Origin of the sequence: Streptomyces fildesensis, assembly GCF_016107395.1 — a bacterium.
In the GTDB taxonomy this organism is placed as follows: domain Bacteria; phylum Actinomycetota; class Actinomycetes; order Streptomycetales; family Streptomycetaceae; genus Actinacidiphila; species Actinacidiphila fildesensis.
The window spans coordinates 156,362-173,327 of record NZ_JAAIKO010000006.1 but is presented as its reverse complement, the minus strand read 5'-3'; the positions used below and the strand labels follow the sequence as shown (position 1 = coordinate 173,327).

Below are 16,966 nucleotides of genomic sequence, written 5' to 3'. Positions count from 1 at the left end.
CGGAAGCGGGTCCACCGACACGTCGTGACGCCGGCACATCGCAGTACCGGCACCGCGACGGGGAGCGGGCCCACGCGTCGGGAAGGGCTGGACCAATGGCCGATACGACAGATGCTCCCAAAGTGGTGGGCCGGCTGGCCTCGCACCGGCTGCTGGGCGAACTGCTCGCCGAGTTCCTCGGCACCCTGGTGCTCATCCTGTTCGGCGTGGGAGTGGTCGCCCAGGTCGTCGCCGCCGACCTGGGCGACCACGACAGCATCGCGTGGGCGTGGGGGTTCGGCGTCACCTTCGGTGTGTACGTCGCGGCACGGCTGTCGGGCGCGCATCTCAACCCGGCCGTGACCCTCGCGCTGGCCATCTTCCGCGGCTTCCCATGGGCGAGGGTCGCCCCGTACGCGCTGGCACAGACGGCGGGAGCCTTCACCGCCGCGCTGCTGGTGCGCTGGAACTCCTCCGAAGTCCTCGCCAAGGCGGACCCGGGTCACACCATCAAGACCCAGGGGGTGTTCTCCACCCTGCCCGGCAACGGCGTCTTCCCGATCAGCGAATGGGGCGCGCTCCGCGACCAGATCATCGGCACGGCCATCCTGCTGCTCGTCATCATGGCGCTGACCGATGTACTCAACACCGCTCCCAAGGCGAACCTGGGCCCCCTGCTGATCGGGTTCCTCGTGGTGGCGATCGGCATGGCCATCGGCACCGACGCCGGGTACGCGATCAACCCGGCCCGTGACTTCGGTCCGCGGCTGGCGAGCTACATCACCGGCTACAACAGCGCGTGGCGCGACCAGTACGGCGATCTCTACTTCTGGGTGCCCATCGTCGGCCCGCTCATCGGCGGCCCGATCGGCGCCGCCGTCTACCACTACGTCGTCAGACCGTTCCTGCCGGAGCACGCCGAACAGCCGGCGGGCAGCATCCTGCCCGAGGACGAGTGACCGCGGCCGTCTCCGACAGATACCCGGATCCCGTCCCCGGCACGGAGCCGTCCCACCGGCCGTCCCGGCCGGCCGTCAGCAGCGATCACGCGTGGAGGAACCGACATGGCGGACTACGTCGCCGCGATCGACCAGGGCACGACGAGCACCCGTTTCATGATCTTCGATCATGGCGGTAACGAGGTCGGCCGCCATCAGCTGGAACACGAGCAGATCCTGCCCAAGGCCGGCTGGGTGGAGCACAGCCCGGTGGAGATCTGGGAGCGCACCCGCTCGGTCGTCGCCACCGCCATGAACAAGCACCATCTGGCGGCGAGCGACCTGGCCGCCCTCGGCATCACCAACCAGCGCGAGACGACGTTGGTGTGGAACCGGCACACCGGGCGGCCGTACTACAACGCCATCGTCTGGCAGGACACCCGCACCGACCGGATCGCCAGCGCCCTGGAGCGCGAAGGCAAGGGCGAGGTGATCCGCGCCAAGGCCGGCCTGCCGCCTGCCACCTACTTCGCCGCCGGCAAGGTCCAGTGGATCCTGGAGAACGTGGACGGGGTCCGCGCGGACGCCGAGCGCGGCGACGCGCTCTTCGGCACGATGGACACCTGGGTGCTGTGGAACCTCACCGGCGGCCCGAGGGGCGGCGTGCACATCACGGACGTCACCAACGCCTCCCGCACCATGCTGATGGACCTGCGGACGCTGGCCTGGGACGACGAACTCCTGTCGTTCTTCGCCATCCCCCGCGCCATGCTCCCGGAGATCAAACCGTCCAGCGAACCGGCCGGGTACGGTCAGTCGCCCGACGTCAGCCCGCTGGCAGGCGTACCGATCAGCGGAATCCTCGGTGACCAGCAGGCCGCCACCGTGGGCCAGGTCTGCTTCGCGGAGGGCGAGGCGAAGAACACCTACGGCACCGGCAACTTCCTGCTCCTCAACACCGGCAACCGTCCGGTGCGCTCCCAGCACGGGCTGCTGACCACCGTCGCCTACCAATTCGCCGGCCAGGACCCGGTCTACGCGCTGGAGGGTTCGATCGCGGTGACCGGATCCGCGGTGCAGTGGCTCCGGGACCAGTTGCACATCATCGGTGACGCGGCGGCCAGCGAGACCCTGGCCCGCCGTGTCGAGGACTCGGCGGGCGTCTACTTCGTGCCCGCGTTCTCCGGCCTGTTCGCGCCGTACTGGCGCTCCGACGCGCGCGGCGCCATCGTCGGTCTGGCCCGCTTCCACAACGACGCGCACATCGCGCGGGCCACCCTGGAGGCGATCTGCTACCAGAGCCGCGACGTCGTCGAGGCCATGGCCAAGGACTCCGGTGTCGACCTGGCCGTACTGAAGGTCGACGGCGGCGTCACCGCCAACAGCCTGTGCATGCAGACCCAGGCGGACGTACTGGGCGTGCCCGTGATCCGTCCGCAGGTCGCCGAGACCACGGCGCTGGGCGCGGCCTACGCGGCCGGCCTGGCCGTGGGCTTCTGGCGCGACACCGACGAGCTGCGGGCCAACTGGAACCAGGCCCACCGCTGGGATCCCGAATGGGACGAGGACCGCCGCGAGTCGGGCTACGCGGACTGGAAGCGCGCGGTGGAACGCACCATGGACTGGGTCAAGGTCGACTGACCGCCCGACACCCCTGCGGGCTCGTGTCCGGCATCACGGATCGGCCCGGGAGAGGCGCGGACCCGAGCCCAGCAGGCGCCGCTTGAAGGCGTCCAGGCGCGGGAAGCGCTCGCGCTGCTCACGGGAGTAACGGTCGAGTTCCTCCACCAGCCGGACCGAGCGCTTCTCCACGTCCAGCTCGTCCAGGATCCGGTCGATCTCCGCCAGCAGCGCCCCGTGCAGCTGCCATTGGCGCGGGTGCTCGCGCACCTTGTCCAGCAGCAGATGCGCCACCGTTTCGCGGTGCGCGCCGCTCTGCTCGAGCGCCCGGCTCAGCTCGTCCTCCGCCTCCTCCGCGTTCGCGCTGACCTGCGTGGTGATCAGCACGGCGAAGTTCTCGATGGCGATGGCCACATGGCGCAGCAGTTCGTTGAGCGCGACCGCCACGTCGGCGGGGAACAGCGCCTCTTCGGTGCGCTCCTTCGCGAGGTCCGTCAGCGTCCTGGTCAGGACCCGCAGCACCACGGCGCAGATCTCCAGCGTGTCCAGGCCCGTCCGCAGGACGACCCGGGACAGCAGCCCCTCGCGGACCCGCGGGTTCCACCGCAGGCTCTCCTCCGCCTGCCGCAGGGAGGCGTCCACCTCGACGATGTCGTGGTCGAGACGGCGGGCCTCGTGCAGCCGGCCGGCGGCGCGCTCGACGGGGGTGTGCCCGGACAGCTCGGCGCCGATGTCGCGGAAGAGCCGGCCCATGCGGCGGGACAGCCCCTCGATGGACTCCCCCGCGGACTCCACCCAGACGGGTGGCGCGAACAGGAGGTTGAACAGCAGACCCACGCCGGCCCCGATCAGGGTCTCCAGGATGCGGTCCCACGCGGTGTTCGCCACCTGGCTGACACCCAGGACGAGCATGGCGCTGATCGCGACCTCGGGGACGAACTCATCCACCCGTACGAAGCGTCCGATGACCAGCGAGGTGAGGATCGTCAGGCCCAGAGTCCACCAGTTCAGCCCGACCAGGGAGCTGAAGGCGCTCGCGATGAGGACGCCGGCCACCACCGCGTTGACGCGGCGGATCCCCGTCGTCAGTGTGGCGTACAGGGTGACCTGGACGACGAGGAGCGCGGTCAGCGGCGCCGTCAGAGGGGCCGGTTGGGGGGTGAGCCACACCGCGGCCTGATAGGCGATGACCGCTGCCGCGGTGGAGCGCAGGGTCTGGGCGACGACCGGTTCGTTGGACCTCTGGACGAGTTTGACGACGGGATCAGGTACGACGGGCATCTCCCACCCCTTCCCGATCATGGAGGGCTCAGGCATCGGACCTGAGCCGGTGACCGGCACGGGGCTTCGGGCGGACCGGCGTGGGTGTGAAGTTACCCGCGCCGGTCCGGGCCGCGACGCATCCTCCTGGTGTCGCCGGCAGCGTCACCCGGTCGCCGCCCGGGAGGAACAGGAGGACCGGGAGACGGCGCCCGAACTGCGGGTGCGCTCAGCTGACCAGTTCGTGGCCGGCCTTCACCGCGTCCTTGCCCGCCTTCACGGTGTCCTTGACCGCTCCCACCTTCCTGTCCAGCTTGTCTCCGACGACGCCCTGCGCCGCTTCCTTGGCCTGCTGGCCGGTGGTCGCGGCGGTCTGCGCCGTGCCACTCAGGGTTCCTCCGAAGTCAAGAGCCTGGGCACAGGGGGCGGCGGCGGCAAGAAGCGCGGAACTTGCGGCGGCGGCAGTGAGAAATCGACGAACGTTCATGATCGATGTAACGCGCGGGACGCCGAGAGGGCACGCAAACCATGAACAACCCACCCTCCGGGACGTAGCAGCGTGAGGGCGGGCAGCCGGTGCCACCGGGGCGCGGTCAGGCGTTCTCCGAGGTCGTCCCGGGCATCCCCGTCCACTCGATCGTGTAGTACCGCAGCCGCTCGTCCTCCGCGACGAGCCGCATGCCCGCCGCGGCCATGACACGCTGCGACGCGATGTTCTCCCGCGCGGTGTCACCGTGCACGCGGGAGATGCCGCGGGCGCGCGCGAACACCAGCAGTGCGCGCAGCGCCTCGCCCGCGTAGCCGTGCCCCCGGGCGGCCGGGACCAGGCCGTAGCCGATGGTCACGCCGCCGTTCTCGTCCGCGGGGCCGTGGAAACCCAGCCCGCCCATCACCAGATCGTCCTCGCGGCGGCGGAGCTCGTACGCGCCGAACGGCTGGGGATCCCCGCTCTGCTCACAGGTGTTCAGGAAGCGCCGGGCGCCGGCGACATCCCCCTGGTCCGGATACCCCGGCGCCCACCGGGCACCCTCCCCGGGCACTCCCGCCATCACCTGCCGCGCCTCGACGACGCTCATCGGATGCAGCACCAGCCGCGCCGTCACAAGATCTTCCATGGCATCGAGGGGTATCACGCGCGCTGCCGGGAGCACACCCGGATTTACCCCGGCGGCCTGGTGCCGATGACGACGGTGGCGTACAGCTCCTCCGAAGTTGCCACCCGTGGAATCAGTCCGTCGCGGGCGACGATGCCGACGGCCTCCGGTACCTGCCGCTCGCTGGTCTCGAAGAGCAGATGGCCGCCCGGGGCCAGCCAACGGGCCGCTTCCGCGGTCACCCGCCGCAGGACGTCCAGTCCGTCGGTACCGCCGTCGAGTGCCACCCGGGCCTCGTGGACCCGGGCCTCCGTGGGGAGCAGTTCGATCTCTTCGGTCGGTACGTACGGCACGTTCGCGAGCAGGATTCCGACCCGGCCCCGCAACGGACCGGGCAGCGGCGCGTAGAGGTCCCCTTCGTACACCTGGCCACCGACGGCGTCGACGTTGCGCCGGGCGCACCGCACCGCGGCCGGGTCGATGTCGGCGGCGTACAACTCCACCGGGCCGGGCCCGGAACCCGGGTCCCCGTTCCGGTCGGACACCAGCGCGGCGCCCAGGGCGCCCGAGCCGCAGCACAGGTCGACGACCACGGACCCCGGCCGGAGCAGGGCCGCCGCCTGATCGACGAGGAACTCGGTGCGGCGGCGGGGCACGAAGACCCCGGGGTCGACGACGAACCGGTGGCCGTGGAACTCCGCCCAGCCGAGGACGTGTTCGAGGGGCAGACCGACGACGCGCCGTTCCACCATGGCGGCGAGTTCGGCGGGGGTCCGTGCGGTGGAGACGAGCAACTCCGCCTCGTCCTCGGCGAACACACAGCCGGCGGCGCGAAGCCTGGTGACGATGGCGGGGAAGGGAAACACTGATGGTGAAGCCGGCACGATGAGCCTTTCGGAACGCCTCTGGGCGCTCCCGCGGGTCACCTATGCCTGACGGTGAGCCGCACGGCCGCGAAGGGGGAGCACCCGACCTGATACAGCGGTGATGGGTCCCACCTCCTCAGTTGATCATTGGTAACGACGGCAACACTGTACCTGACCCGGGCCGGGCGGCAGCGGCACCCCGGTGAACGCGACGGCCCGCCCGGGCGCCATGTACGAGGACGCGGTGGCACGGGCCAAGGCCGCCTTCGATCTCGTCGAGAACGGCCTGCGGGGCTACGCCGTCCGCTGACCGGCGGCAGGGTGACGCATCGTCAGTTCGGGGGCCTGCCGCCATCCAGGCCACGGCGCGCGAAGTACCGCGCGTAAAGGGTCGCGCCGAGACCGATCCACGCCGCGGCCAGTAGCCATCCGGCAAGGACGTCGCTCGGCCAGTGCATGCCGAGGTAGACCCGGGTGCCGCCGACGGCCGCGGCCCAGCACAGCAGAACGGCGCAGCACACTCGCGCGACCGCCGGGCGGCCGCGGACGGCCGCGGCCCAGGCCAGCAGACCGGCGGCCATCGCCGAGGTGGTGGCGTGCCCGGACGGGAAAGCGAAGCCGGACGCGTGGCCGGCCCAGTCGCCGACGGCCGGCCGGGCCCGGCCGATCGCTTCCATCAGGCCGTACCGGACGGCCTGCCCGACGCCGAGGAAGACCGCGGCCCCGAGTACCGCGTACATCCGCTGCCGGGTGTCACGCCCCACGATCAGCCCGGCGGCCACCGCCATCGCGTACGGCCAGAACCCCGTACCGCTCGCGGTGATCCGGCGCGCCACGGTCAACGCGAGGTGCGGCCGGTGGACCATCGACCAGGTGTGCGCGGCCCCGTCCCCGGGGAACGGCGCTCCGTGGCGGATGAGGACGAACACCGCCAGCAGGACGAAGGCCCCTGCGCAGACCGCGGCGGCGGCCAGGGAGAGCGGGAAGTGGGCGCGCGGCCGCGTATCGCCGGGGTCGACGCGGTTCGCGATCATGCCGGCCTGCCTCCTCACCCACCGAGCGCCCGGCACGGTCCGTTACCGGCGGCCCGCGGCGGAGCTGTCTGTCTACAGCACTGTAGACGATTGGAACGGCCGGACCGTTCCCGGGGAACGATCGACGCGGACTCCCGTCCATGGCCCGCCGCCTGCGGGAATGTCGCCCAGGGGCCGCCGCGCACGCTGTGCCCCGTCCGGGCGCTTCACCGGCACCGGCCTGGTGGGAAATGCCCGGCAGTGGGTAGTCGACGCTCATGAGTAATTTCGTCGTCTCCTTGCCGGGCACCCTGAAGGCGCCGCTCACCCCTGAGACCAGGGGGAAGATCCTGGCCGCTCTCCAGGGCACCGATCCCCATGAAGTCGCGGAGGGCGAGTCCGCGGATCTCGACGCGCTGAGCCTGAACCCGGACACCTCCACGTTCACCCTCCGTCTGGAAGTGGAGGCGGAGAACAGCGGTACAGCACGTGCGGAGGCCCTCGCCCTCGCCGAGAGCGCGCTGCGCGGCGCCGGTCTGGACGAGCAGTCCGCGCCCTTGGGGAATCCCGTGATCACCGCGATCGATGTGAACTAAGGCCGGGTCCTCCGGATACCTGCTACCGGAAACCGGCTGGTGGAGCCGGAATCGCCGCGGCTAGCATCCGGTGATGACGACTCCGGCAGACCAAGATTTCCACGATGCGCTCCGCCGGGCCGACATCGGCCGGTTGGCGGACCGGTTGGACGTGCGGGACTGTTCGCCGGACGTCTTCGGACGTCTCGTCCGGCACGAGAATCCCCGGGTCCGGTACCTGGGGCTGACCCTGCTGAGCGAGCGGCTCGCCTCGGACCCCCGACCCGACGACGTCGAGTCGGCCGCGTTCGCCGCGCAGCTGCCGGGATCGGCGGCCGGACCGCCGGAGGCGGCGCTCGTACTGGCAGGACTCTACGAACGGCTGGGGCCGCACCTCGACGGGCGGCCCTGGCCGTTGTGGCGTGCGGCGCCGCTGCCGGTGCGGGTGCGGATCGCCTGGCTGCGCGCGGAGCTCCTCAACGATCCGGCGGCGCTCCGCGAGGAACCGCCGGGAGAGCTGCTGTACCAGGCCGTACGGGGAGCATCCGTCGCCGACGCGCACCGACCCGGGCAGCTCGTGGACGAGCTGGCGCGCACCGACGACCCGGTGCTGACGGCCGCGGCGCTGCGACTGGCCCGGCAGGGCCTGCACGCCGGGCTGCTGGCTCCGGCGCTGGTCCGCGAACAGCTGATGCGGCTGCTCGGTGCCGGAACCACGGACGTCACCGACGTCACGGCCGACGTGCTCAAGGAGCTCGCCGAGCCATGGGCGGCGCTGGATCCGTTGCCGGCCGGGCTGCTGGCCCCCTTTCTCGGCCCGGCTTCGGCGAACGCCGGGCCGGCCGCAGCCGAGGCCGCGCTCACGACCGCGGCCCGGCACGGGCACCGCCACCACCTCCTGCGGGTCGTCGACGATCCCGACCTGTCGCCGGCTCTCCGGCGGCGCGCGATGGAACTCCTCGGCGACCTGGCCGACCGTGCTGACATCGCCCGCCTGACCGCGAGCGCCGCGCAGGACCCGCTGCTGTTCGCCGCACCGGCGGTGACGTGTCTGCGGGGTCTCCACCGGCGCGGGCACTTCCCCACGGAGACGGACGTGCCGGCCATCGTCGGCCTGGCGTTGGCCGATCACTCGATTCCGGCCGGTGAGCTCGCGACGATCATGTTCACCTGCCGTCGGACCATGGCCCATGTCCTGCTGGAGCGGGAGACAGCCGCCGCCGACCCCGACCGGCAACGGAGGATGGACCTGCTCGTCGCTCTGTCCGAGCAGGGGTCCGGGAGCGAGGAGCCGCGGATCGGGGAGGCGATCACGCGTCTGCTTCCGTCCGCTCCCGAGCCAGGACCACTGCTCGACGCGATCCGCAGGCTGCGGCACACCGACGCCGAGGACACGGTGATCGCGCACCTGACCTCGGTGCCCGCGGCTGCTCTCGACGCCCTGGAAGCCATCGGCGGGCACCGGACGGTGGCGGCGCTGCGGGAAGGGCTCGGTCTCGCCGGAGCGGAGAACCCGGGGGTCATCGCACCTCACCTGCGCGCCGTACGCGAGCGCGCCCTGGAACTGCTCTGGCTGCTGACGACCGATCCGGAGCAGCGGCGCGCTCTCCTCGGCCGTCTCGACGCCGCCGATCTCCCCCGCCGTATCGCGGCCGACCTCGGCGGCCCGGACGAACAGGAGTTGGCGCTCCTGAGCTCCCATCTGGACCCGGACGAGCCGGTCGCCTCCCTGTGCAGACTGGCCGCCCACGCGGCCGTCGGCACCCTGCCGGTCGTCGCGGACCTCCTGCTGCGCGTCGTGGCCGATCTCGCGGCCGAGGAGGCGAGCGGCGCGGCGCGGCCCGTCCGCGACCGGCCGCCGGCCGGCGAGCCTGCGGTTCCCGACGAAGTCCTCAATGCCGTGTGTGCTCTGGGGGTTCGTCTCCACGAACGCGGGAGGATCCGGCCTGCCTGTCTGCTCGACGCCACGACCGCGCGGGCGGCCGGTCATGCGCTGGTCGCGAGCATGGCGCTCGATCTGCTGGACCGGCCGGGCGTGTCGGACGGTGAGCGGACGATCCTGCTCGAACTGCTGCTGCGGGTGCCCTACGCGCGCACCCGCCGACGGGTGCACCGCCTGCTGCGGAATCGCGACCCGCAGGTGCGCAAGCACGTGATCGCGCTGCTCGCCCGTGACACCACCGGCGACGACGCCCAGGCGCTGTCGGCGTCGTTGATCGCGCTGACCGCCACCCGGGACGTCCAGGACATCCAGACGGTACGGCAGGCGCTGCTGGCCCTGGGCCATGCGCGGGCCCGCGGGGCCGCCGGTGCGGTCGCCGCGTGTCTCGACCATCCGAACATGAACATCAAGAAGACCGCCGCCGGGGTCCTGGCCCTGGTGGGCACGCCGGCGACGGTGCCGAAACTGCTGTTCCGGCTCGGCCACCACGACAATCCGGGGCTACGTGACGCACTGGTCGCAGCGTTGCGCGCCATCCTCGGCGCCGCGTACGCGGCGACCGTCCTCGCCGCCGCCGAGCACCCTCCGGAGGACGATTCCGGGCACGACTCCGGGCCCCGATCCGGTCACCACGGGGAAGACCGCACCCGGGGACTGCTGCTGGCGGGCCTCGACGGCGAGTTGTCCGCACGCGCGGTCCGCGCGCTGGAGCACCAGGCCTCCCCTGTCGCACCCGCTCTGCTCGCCCTGGTGGCAGCCGGCCGGGTCCACCTCACGGCCGGAACCGTCGAGGATCTGGCAACGGCCATGACCCGGCACGGAATCGACGTACCTCCCGGCAGCCGGCCGGCGGGGGACGGCCAACCGGACCGCGACGTACGGTCGTTGACGACCCGGGGCTGGGACCCCTCGGTCGCCCTCCGTATCGCCGAGCGGCCGGATCCGCCGACCGCCGGGCAGTTGACGGCGCTGCGCCCGTTGTTGGCTGACTGGCTCCGGCTGGCCACCGCGGAACCCCGCGTCCGAGGCCCTGTCCTGCGGTTCACCCTGCGCCTGTGCCCGGCGCCGTGGACGGACGACGAGCTGACGGTCCTGTCCCGCTCCACCGGAGTCGTGCTCGACGAACTCGCCGGCGGACCCGGCGCCCTCGCGGCCGCCGATCGCGACGCCCTCCTCGCCGTTCTCGAAGCCCTCGCACCGAAGCTGTCCGCCGTCGGGAGGTCGGTTCTCGCCGACGCGGTGCGCGCGCTGCCGCCCGCTCCGGCAGGCGACCGCTGCACGCTGACGCTGCTGCGCCGGTGCGGAGCGGTACTGCTGCGCACCGACCTCGACCAGGCGCTCGCCGCGGCCCGGCTCGGTGCCGACGCCTGGCAGGCCGAGTCCGCTGTCCTGCGGGAGGCATTCACCGTCCTTCCGGACCCTCACTCCCCCGCCCGGGCCGGCACCCGGGAGGCCGCCGAGGCATCCGCCGAGGTCGCCGCATGGCAGGGCGCGCTGGACTCCGCGTACGCGCCCCGAGCACCCTGGCACTGGAGGAGCTGCGCCACCGCAACGACGACGTCCCTGGCTCCCGGCAGCGGCTGGCCGCGCTGGTCGACGCGTACGCCTTCGCCCGCCCCTGCGCGCGCGATGCGCTCCTCGACTGGATGACGGATCTCCAGCCGCTCGACGCACCGGCCTGGACCCTCGCCGAGACCGCCCGCGAGGCAGTCCCCGCACCGCGCACCGTACGGGTCGACGACCTGGACCAGCCCCGTTCGACCGCCCTTCGGGAGCGCCTGCTGACCCTGCTGGACTCCGCCGACCGGGACCGTCGGGACACCGCCGCGGGGGCGCTCCTGGAGTGGCCCGAGCCGGAGACCCGGCTTCTCGTACTGCGGGCGTTCCTCCGTGGCCGTGTCACGGTGCGGGTAGGCGGTGAGGTGGCGCGTCTGCTGACCGGCATCGGCCTGGTCGAACTGCGCGGCCCGGAGATCCTGCCCGACCGGGTGGCCCGCGTGGCCGGGCAGCTCCACCAGGGGGATCTGCTTCCGCTGGTCCCGCTGCTGCTGGAGTACTGGGAGCAAGGCTCGCCCGCGTTCCGTCCGACCGCCCGTGACCTGCTCCGCCGGGTGCCCGCCGATGCGCTGGCCGAGCACCTGGCCGGCCGTCTGGACGCCGGCGCCTGGGGATTCCTCGATCTGCTCACCGGCCGTGCGCCGCTGCGCACCCCCGCGCTGGAACGGATCTGCCGGCGGCTGCGCGCCGAGGGCCACGACGCTCTCGCTGACGGGCTCCTTCTCGTCGAGGGCCCCCTGCGCGGCCCGGACGCCGGGCCGCAGGACGCCGCCGCTCTGGCGGCGCTCCGCGCCCGCGCCCAGGACACGCCGGGAGGAGCCGTGCCCGGTCCGTCCCGGGACGAGATGATGAACCTGGCCCGTACCGGTACCCCCGACCAGATCCGCCGGGCGCTCACCCGGCTGGCCGGGGCACACCCCGACGATGCCGAACTGACGGAACTGATCGGCGAGTTGCTGCGCCATCCCCGGCCCAGGGTGCGCCTGCACGCCCACCGGACCTCACGGACGGTGCTCGACCGGCGGACGTATCTGCGGCACACCTCGGTGCTGCTGGACGACCCCGAGCCGAATGTCGTCCGCACGGCGGTCCTGGCCCTGAGCCACGCGCGCTGGGAGCCCGCGATCCCCGCCATCACCGGACTGCTGGAGCACGCCCATCCCGTTGTCCGGAAGACAGCGGCCGAGGGGCTGATCGTCATGGGCGCACCGGCGGTCCCCGCTCTGCGGTACGCGGCCGACCACGCCCGACCGGACCGGCGGACGCGCTATGCCGACGTGCTGGAACGGATCCTGGCGGCCGGCGGATAGCGCGTGACCTGGTCGTGAACCTTTGCCGTACCGCGGGTTCCGAGTGCTGGACCGCCGCCCCGTCCGCCGCCCTCCTCCGGTAAATTGGTCTACACCACGATATGTATGCCTCAGAACGGTGGAATCAGCATGGAAGTAGTGATCGTTCCGGACGCCGAAGCGGGCGGCGAACTCATCGCCTCCGCGATCGCCGGCCTGCTCGCCCGCAAGCCCGACGCCCTGCTCGGCGTTGCCACCGGATCGACGCCGCTGCCGATCTACCAAGCGCTGGCCGCCCGGGTCCGCGCCGCCACCCTCGACGCCTCGCGGGCACGCATCTGCCAGCTCGACGAGTACGTGGGCCTCCCCAAGGGGCACCCCGAGTCCTACCGCTCGGTGGTGCTTCGCGAGGTCGTCGAGCCGCTCGGACTGACCGAGGCGTCCTTCATCGGCCCCGACGGCACCGCCGAGGACGTCGCCGCCGCCAGCTCCGACTACGACCGCGCGCTGGCCGCCGCGGGCGGTGTCGACCTGCAGCTGCTCGGCATCGGCACGGACGGGCACATCGGGTTCAACGAGCCCTGCTCCTCGCTCGCTTCCCGCACCCGCATCAAGACGCTCACCCAGCAGACCCGCGTGGACAACGCCCGGTTCTTCGACTCGCTGGACGAGGTTCCGCACCACGTCATCACCCAGGGCATCGGCACCATCCTGGAAGCGCGCCACCTGGTGCTGCTGGCGACCGGCGAGGCCAAGGCCGAGGCCGTGGCGCTCTCCGTGGAGGGCCCGCTGTCCGCGATGGTGCCGGCCTCGGCGCTGCAGCTGCACCCGCATGCCACCGTCGTCATCGACGAAGCGGCCGCGTCCGGCCTCAAGCTCGCGGACTACTTCCGCGCCACGTACGCGGCGAAGCCCACCCGGCAGTTCCTCTAGTCCGTGCCATTCCAGCGGCTGCTGTCCGACAGCAGCCGCTGGAGCGGTCGTGGCCCGGAGGGGCCTCAGGCCTTCGGCTGGGTGAAGCGGATGCTGTTGCCGAAGGGGTCGCGCAGGCCGCAGTCGATTCCGTACGGGCGGTCGGTGGGTTCCTCGGTGAACTCGACGCCCCGGCTCAGCAGCGTCTCGTACGTCTTGCGGCAGTCGTCCGTGCTGAAGATGAGGTGGCCGCCCATGGCGCCCTTGGTCACCAGCTCGCGGACCTGCTGTGCCGTCTCCTCGGACATCGCCGGAGTGCCCGGCCTCTCCAGCAGGATCTGCCGCTCGGGGTGACCCGGGATGCTGACGGTCAGCCAGCGCATGAAGCCCATGTCGATGTCGGCGCCGACCTCCAGGCCGAGCTTACCGACGTAGAAGTCGAGGGCTTCGTCCTGGTCGAGGACGTAGATCTGTGAGTGCGTGATTGCGGTGAACATGTGCATCACGCTACCGAGCGGGCCGGGCGAAAACTTATCCAAAACTGCTCGGTCTCCGGAGGGGCCCGACAGCGCCGACGGGCAGTGACTGCGGTCAGGCGCTCGGCCGCGTCCACGCCATCGTGAAGCACGTCGGTACGTTCGCGGCCGCCGCCTCCTTGCGGTACGTCCTCGGTGACCGGCCGACGATGTCCCGGAACGTGCGGCTGAAGGTCCCCGGGCTGCCGAAGCCGACCTCGAAGCAGATGTCCGTCACGCTGTGGTCGGTCTCCCGCAGCAGGAACATCGCGCGCTCGACCCGGCGGCGCTGCAGATAGCGGTGCGGCGTCTCCCCGAACGTGGCCCGGAAGGTGCGGGCGAAGTGGGCCTGCGACACATGGGCGATCCGGGCCAGGGCCGCGACGTCCAGCGGCTGCGCGTAGGCACGGTCCATCGCGTCCCGGGCCCGCAGCATGCGGCGGTTGGTCTCTTCTGCTGCGCTGCTCACGGCGCCATCACACCACGGTTCCGCGGCGTCCGGAGAAGATCCGGCGGCCCGTGCGCGCCACCACCCCGCAGTGCGGTGTCGCGCACCCGCGACTGTCAGTGCCCCGCAGTAGCATCCGGTGTATCCGGACCACCGGCGGCCGCCCCGGGCCGGCAGTTCCGGGGCGGCGGCCGAGTCCGTATGCCCTGCCCGACATTCCCTGCCCGACCCAGCAGCCCCGAGGACAGCCCGTGAGCGCAGCGACCGCCGGTACCGTCAACCGTTGTGCCTGGTCCGAGGGCTCCGAGCTCATGGCCGACTATCACGACACCGAATGGGGCGTCCCGTCCCATGACGACGCCTATCTGTTCGAGCTGCTGCTCCTGGAAGGCGCCCAGGCGGGTCTGTCCTGGTCCACGGTGCTGAACAAGCGCGAGAACTACCGCAAGGCCCTCGACGGTTTCGACTACTGGAAGATCGTCCGGTACGAGCAGGCCAAGCTGGACGACCTGATGACCGATGCGGGTATCGTCCGCAACCGTCTCAAGGTCGCCTCCACGGTGAAGAACGCCCGCGCCTTCATCGCGACACGCGAGGAGTTCGGCTCCTTCGACACCTACCTGTGGCAGTGGGTCGACGGCACGCCCGTGGTCAACCGTCCCCGGCCCACGGATCCGCTGCCGGCGCGCACCGATCTCTCCGACCGGCTGAGCAAGGACCTGAAGCGGCGTGGTTTCACCTTCGTCGGCACCACCATCACCTATGCCTATCTCCAGGCGGTCGGCGTCGTGAACGACCACGCCACGACGTGCACGGCCCAGGGCCGGCCCACGTCTCGCTAGGCGCGGATCTCCCCTTCGTCGTCGAGCGGGCAGGCCGTGGGCCTGCCGTCGTCGTCACCGTGGTAGATACGCCCATCGTCCTGATCGGTTTCGGTCCCGCTCGGGAGGCCGATGTTGTCGCCGCAGTGACACACAATGGTGATCATCGCTTCTCCTCGGATGTGCTCTGGACACTGTTCTGGGACGTGCTCCGGGAAAGGCTCCCGAAAGGTCTCCCGGAAGGCCGGGGGACCACTCACCACTCCATCCCAGTCCCCGGCCCCGGTCCTGTTCTGCTGGTCCGGCCGGGTTCCATCGGTGCACGAGGGCACAAGTGTGCGAAGCGCCTGACCGGAGGCGGACCGCCTGGCAGAATGACGGCACGGGGCAGTCGATCTTCGAGTGGGAGTGCTCCATGACGCGCTTGCAGGCGCGACGGATACACCGTCATGACGGCGTGGCCGTCCTGGCGGTCGTCGGTGAACTGGACCTGGACAGCGAGCAGGTGCTGGCCGATGCCACCGCATCGGTGCTGGACACCGGCCAGGTGCGGCTGATCCTGGACTGCGGCCAACTCAGCTTCTGCGATTCACGCGGACTGGGGCTGCTGCTCAGCCTGCGGCAGACCCTGGACGACCGCGGGGGCTCCCTGGTCCTGGCCGCGCCGAGCGATCAGCTGCTGCGCACCCTCGAACTCACCGGCGCCGACCAGGTCCTCACGCTGACCGACGGCGTCGAGGAGGCCGCCGGACTCCTGCTGCCTCCCGGCGCCACCGGCATCACAGGAAACGCCGGATCGGGATGACCGCGACTTCCTGAAGCCGCTGCATGGAGGAACGCCGGTTCCACGAGCCGGATTCGATCAGTTCGCTGACCGCCCGGTCCTCCTCGAAGTGCCCGTCGAGGGTGGCGGTGAAGGTCTCGTCGAGAACGGCCAGCATGACCTCTTCGTCATGGTCCAGCGAGCGCCGGTTGAAGTTCGTCGACCCGATGAGCGAGGCGACATGGTCGATGGTGATCACCTTGGCGTGCATCATCGTCGGCTGGTACTGCCAGATCTTCACTCCGGCCGCGACCAGCTCCTCGTAGAAGTTCTGCCCCGCCAGCTGGCACACCCGCTTGTCGGTGTGAGGTCCTGGCAGCAGGATCTCCACCTCCACCCCACGCCGGGCCGCCTCGCACAGCAGATGGATGAAGAAGGCGTCGGGTGCGAAATACGCGGTGGCCAGGCGCAGACGTTCCTGGGCCGACTCGATGACCACTCGGATCAGGGTCTGCATGTCCTGCCAGCCGAAGCTGGCGGAGCCGCGCACCACCTGGACGATCGCGTCGCCCTGCGGAGCGTGTTCGATGAAGCGGTCACGGTCGTCGAAGAGGTCGGCGTGGCACTCGGCCCAGTTCTGGGCGAACGCCGCCGCGATACCGTCCACCGCCGGGCCGCGCACCTGCACATGGGTGTCGCGCCACTCCTTCTCGTCGCGGGCGTCGCCGCACCACTCCTCGGCGATGCCCACGCCGCCGGTGTACCCGGTCGACTCGTCGACGACCAGGACCTTGCGGTGGCAGCGGTGGTTCTGCTTGAGCGGTGAGAGCCACAGCGGCTTGCGGAACCAGGCGACCTGCACCCCGGCCTGCTCCATCTCGTCCAGCAGTTCCTGCTCGATGAGCCGGCTGCCGAATCCGTCCAGCAGCAGCCGGACCCGCACGCCCTCGCGGGCCCGGCCGGCGAGCGCGGCCGCGAACTCCCGGGCGATCGCACCGCGCCAGTAGACGAAGGTCATCATGTCGACCGTGTACCGCGCCGCCCGGATGCTGCCCAGCATCGCCGCGAAGATCTCGTCACCGTTGCGCAGCGGCACCAGGGCGTTGTTCTCGGTCGCCGCGATACCGATGAGCCGCTCCAGCCGGCGCCGTATCCGCTGCTTCCGTTCCGGGTACGACAGCTCGCCCGGCACCGTTGGCGCACCGGCCCCGGGCAGCGTCTGCTCGTGGTCCTCGACGGTCGTCATGCGGATTCTCCTGCGTAGAGAGCTGCTGAGGTGTGTGCTGCCCCGCCGTACGGCACCGATGTCCGGATCTCGGAGCGAAGTGAGCCGTTTGGACTGGGCCAACGTACACACCTGCCGGTGCTGCCGCC

At 71.4% G+C, this 16,966-nt stretch carries 17 protein-coding genes; 8 read left to right on the top strand and 9 right to left on the bottom strand.

What is annotated here, in order from left to right; all coding sequences use genetic code 11:
• The first annotated feature begins 95 nt into the window (after window positions 1-95).
• Window positions 96-938 (top strand): MIP/aquaporin family protein, encoded by an 843-nt coding sequence (locus C6N31_RS12510; protein WP_164293926.1) that lies wholly within the window; start codon window positions 96-98, stop codon window positions 936-938.
• Between the two features lie 105 nt (window positions 939-1,043).
• Complete coding sequence (glpK, locus tag C6N31_RS12505) at window positions 1,044-2,558, top strand: glycerol kinase GlpK (protein WP_198357522.1); 1,515 nt, start codon at window positions 1,044-1,046, stop codon at window positions 2,556-2,558.
• 33 nt (window positions 2,559-2,591) lie between these two features.
• Here glpK and C6N31_RS12500 read toward each other — a convergent pair whose 3' ends face one another.
• The 5 genes from C6N31_RS12500 to C6N31_RS12480 all read right to left on the bottom strand — a co-directional run bounded on the left by C6N31_RS12500 (window position 2,592) and on the right by C6N31_RS12480 (window position 6,791).
• Window positions 2,592-3,818 carry an FUSC family protein gene (locus C6N31_RS12500; protein WP_164606770.1) on the bottom strand — a complete coding sequence of 409 codons (1,227 nt, stop codon included), beginning with the start codon at window positions 3,816-3,818 and terminating at the stop codon, window positions 2,592-2,594.
• 208 nt (window positions 3,819-4,026) lie between these two features.
• The gene (locus C6N31_RS12495; protein ID WP_138355637.1) at window positions 4,027-4,284 is read right to left on the bottom strand and encodes a hypothetical protein; all 258 of its coding nucleotides are present in this window, start codon (window positions 4,282-4,284) and stop codon (window positions 4,027-4,029) included.
• 106 nt (window positions 4,285-4,390) lie between these two features.
• Window positions 4,391-4,912, bottom strand: a complete 522-nt coding sequence (locus C6N31_RS12490) for a GNAT family N-acetyltransferase (RefSeq protein WP_198357521.1) — start codon at window positions 4,910-4,912, stop codon at window positions 4,391-4,393.
• A gap of 44 nt (window positions 4,913-4,956) precedes the next feature.
• Window positions 4,957-5,757 (bottom strand): putative protein N(5)-glutamine methyltransferase, encoded by an 801-nt coding sequence (locus C6N31_RS12485; RefSeq protein ID WP_244809633.1) that lies wholly within the window; start codon window positions 5,755-5,757, stop codon window positions 4,957-4,959.
• A 332-nt stretch (window positions 5,758-6,089) separates the two neighbouring features.
• Complete coding sequence (locus C6N31_RS12480) at window positions 6,090-6,791, bottom strand: phosphatase PAP2 family protein (protein WP_138355634.1); 702 nt, start codon at window positions 6,789-6,791, stop codon at window positions 6,090-6,092.
• 257 nt (window positions 6,792-7,048) lie between these two features.
• On the opposite strand from C6N31_RS12480, the gene C6N31_RS12475 reads away from it, so the two are divergent.
• The 4 genes from C6N31_RS12475 to C6N31_RS12465 all read left to right on the top strand — a co-directional run bounded on the left by C6N31_RS12475 (window position 7,049) and on the right by C6N31_RS12465 (window position 13,066).
• Window positions 7,049-7,366 carry a hypothetical protein gene (locus C6N31_RS12475; RefSeq protein ID WP_138355633.1) on the top strand — a complete coding sequence of 106 codons (318 nt, stop codon included), beginning with the start codon at window positions 7,049-7,051 and terminating at the stop codon, window positions 7,364-7,366.
• A 73-nt stretch (window positions 7,367-7,439) separates the two neighbouring features.
• The gene (locus C6N31_RS12470; protein WP_232485102.1) at window positions 7,440-10,937 is read left to right on the top strand and encodes a HEAT repeat domain-containing protein; all 3,498 of its coding nucleotides are present in this window, start codon (window positions 7,440-7,442) and stop codon (window positions 10,935-10,937) included.
• On the top strand, window positions 10,934-12,154 hold the full coding sequence (locus C6N31_RS45535; RefSeq protein WP_306664970.1) for a HEAT repeat domain-containing protein: 1,221 nt from the start codon (window positions 10,934-10,936) through the stop codon (window positions 12,152-12,154). The genes C6N31_RS12470 and C6N31_RS45535 overlap by 4 nt, the downstream gene beginning before the upstream one ends.
• Window positions 12,155-12,283: 129 nt before the next feature.
• Window positions 12,284-13,066, top strand: coding sequence for a glucosamine-6-phosphate deaminase (locus tag C6N31_RS12465; RefSeq protein ID WP_198357520.1), 783 nt, complete (start codon window positions 12,284-12,286; stop codon window positions 13,064-13,066).
• Window positions 13,067-13,131: 65 nt separating this feature from the next.
• Here the strand turns inward: C6N31_RS12465 and C6N31_RS12460 are convergent, their stop codons facing one another.
• Window positions 13,132-13,542 carry a VOC family protein gene (locus C6N31_RS12460; protein ID WP_138355630.1) on the bottom strand — a complete coding sequence of 137 codons (411 nt, stop codon included), beginning with the start codon at window positions 13,540-13,542 and terminating at the stop codon, window positions 13,132-13,134.
• A gap of 94 nt (window positions 13,543-13,636) precedes the next feature.
• Window positions 13,637-14,029: a helix-turn-helix domain-containing protein gene (locus C6N31_RS12455; protein ID WP_187145145.1), complete on the bottom strand. Its 393-nt coding sequence runs from the start codon at window positions 14,027-14,029 to the stop codon at window positions 13,637-13,639.
• 230 nt (window positions 14,030-14,259) lie between these two features.
• Between C6N31_RS12455 and C6N31_RS12450 the strand changes: the two genes are divergently transcribed.
• Window positions 14,260-14,850 carry a DNA-3-methyladenine glycosylase I gene (locus C6N31_RS12450; protein WP_307811348.1) on the top strand — a complete coding sequence of 197 codons (591 nt, stop codon included), beginning with the start codon at window positions 14,260-14,262 and terminating at the stop codon, window positions 14,848-14,850.
• On the opposite strand, the gene C6N31_RS12445 is transcribed toward C6N31_RS12450, so the two are convergent.
• Complete coding sequence (locus tag C6N31_RS12445; RefSeq protein WP_164293935.1) at window positions 14,847-14,996, bottom strand: hypothetical protein; 150 nt, start codon at window positions 14,994-14,996, stop codon at window positions 14,847-14,849. The genes C6N31_RS12450 and C6N31_RS12445 overlap by 4 nt on opposite strands.
• Before the next feature lie 248 nt (window positions 14,997-15,244).
• Here C6N31_RS12445 and C6N31_RS12440 point away from each other — a divergent pair, with 248 nt between their 5' ends.
• A complete protein-coding gene (locus C6N31_RS12440; protein ID WP_164293936.1) occupies window positions 15,245-15,634 on the top strand; it encodes an STAS domain-containing protein in 390 nt (129 codons plus the stop codon).
• Here C6N31_RS12440 and C6N31_RS12435 read toward each other — a convergent pair.
• Window positions 15,609-16,838 (bottom strand): phospholipase D-like domain-containing protein, encoded by a 1,230-nt coding sequence (locus C6N31_RS12435; protein ID WP_138355628.1) that lies wholly within the window; start codon window positions 16,836-16,838, stop codon window positions 15,609-15,611. The two genes, C6N31_RS12440 and C6N31_RS12435, sit on opposite strands and share 26 nt — an antisense overlap.
• Between the last annotated feature and the right edge of the window lie 128 nt (window positions 16,839-16,966).

Bases quoted from the DNA above. Each gene is read 5' to 3' on its own strand.
- C6N31_RS12460 (WP_138355630.1), bottom strand. From the start codon at position 13,542: ATGTTCACCGCAATCACGCACTCACAGATCTACGTCCTCGACCAGGAC.
- C6N31_RS45535 (WP_306664970.1), top strand. From the start codon at position 10,934: ATGACGGATCTCCAGCCGCTCGACGCACCGGCCTGGACCCTCGCCGAG.
- C6N31_RS12490 (WP_198357521.1), bottom strand. From the start codon at position 4,912: ATGGAAGATCTTGTGACGGCGCGGCTGGTGCTGCATCCGATGAGCGTC.
- C6N31_RS12500 (WP_164606770.1), bottom strand. From the start codon at position 3,818: ATGCCCGTCGTACCTGATCCCGTCGTCAAACTCGTCCAGAGGTCCAAC.
- glpK (WP_198357522.1), top strand. From the start codon at position 1,044: ATGGCGGACTACGTCGCCGCGATCGACCAGGGCACGACGAGCACCCGT.
- C6N31_RS12440 (WP_164293936.1), top strand. From the start codon at position 15,245: ATGACGCGCTTGCAGGCGCGACGGATACACCGTCATGACGGCGTGGCC.
- C6N31_RS12480 (WP_138355634.1), bottom strand. From the start codon at position 6,791: ATGATCGCGAACCGCGTCGACCCCGGCGATACGCGGCCGCGCGCCCAC.
- C6N31_RS12470 (WP_232485102.1), top strand. From the start codon at position 7,440: ATGACGACTCCGGCAGACCAAGATTTCCACGATGCGCTCCGCCGGGCC.
- C6N31_RS12445 (WP_164293935.1), bottom strand. From the start codon at position 14,996: ATGATCACCATTGTGTGTCACTGCGGCGACAACATCGGCCTCCCGAGC.
- C6N31_RS12510 (WP_164293926.1), top strand. From the start codon at position 96: ATGGCCGATACGACAGATGCTCCCAAAGTGGTGGGCCGGCTGGCCTCG.
- C6N31_RS12435 (WP_138355628.1), bottom strand. From the start codon at position 16,838: ATGACGACCGTCGAGGACCACGAGCAGACGCTGCCCGGGGCCGGTGCG.
- C6N31_RS12465 (WP_198357520.1), top strand. From the start codon at position 12,284: ATGGAAGTAGTGATCGTTCCGGACGCCGAAGCGGGCGGCGAACTCATC.
- C6N31_RS12475 (WP_138355633.1), top strand. From the start codon at position 7,049: ATGAGTAATTTCGTCGTCTCCTTGCCGGGCACCCTGAAGGCGCCGCTC.
- C6N31_RS12495 (WP_138355637.1), bottom strand. From the start codon at position 4,284: ATGAACGTTCGTCGATTTCTCACTGCCGCCGCCGCAAGTTCCGCGCTT.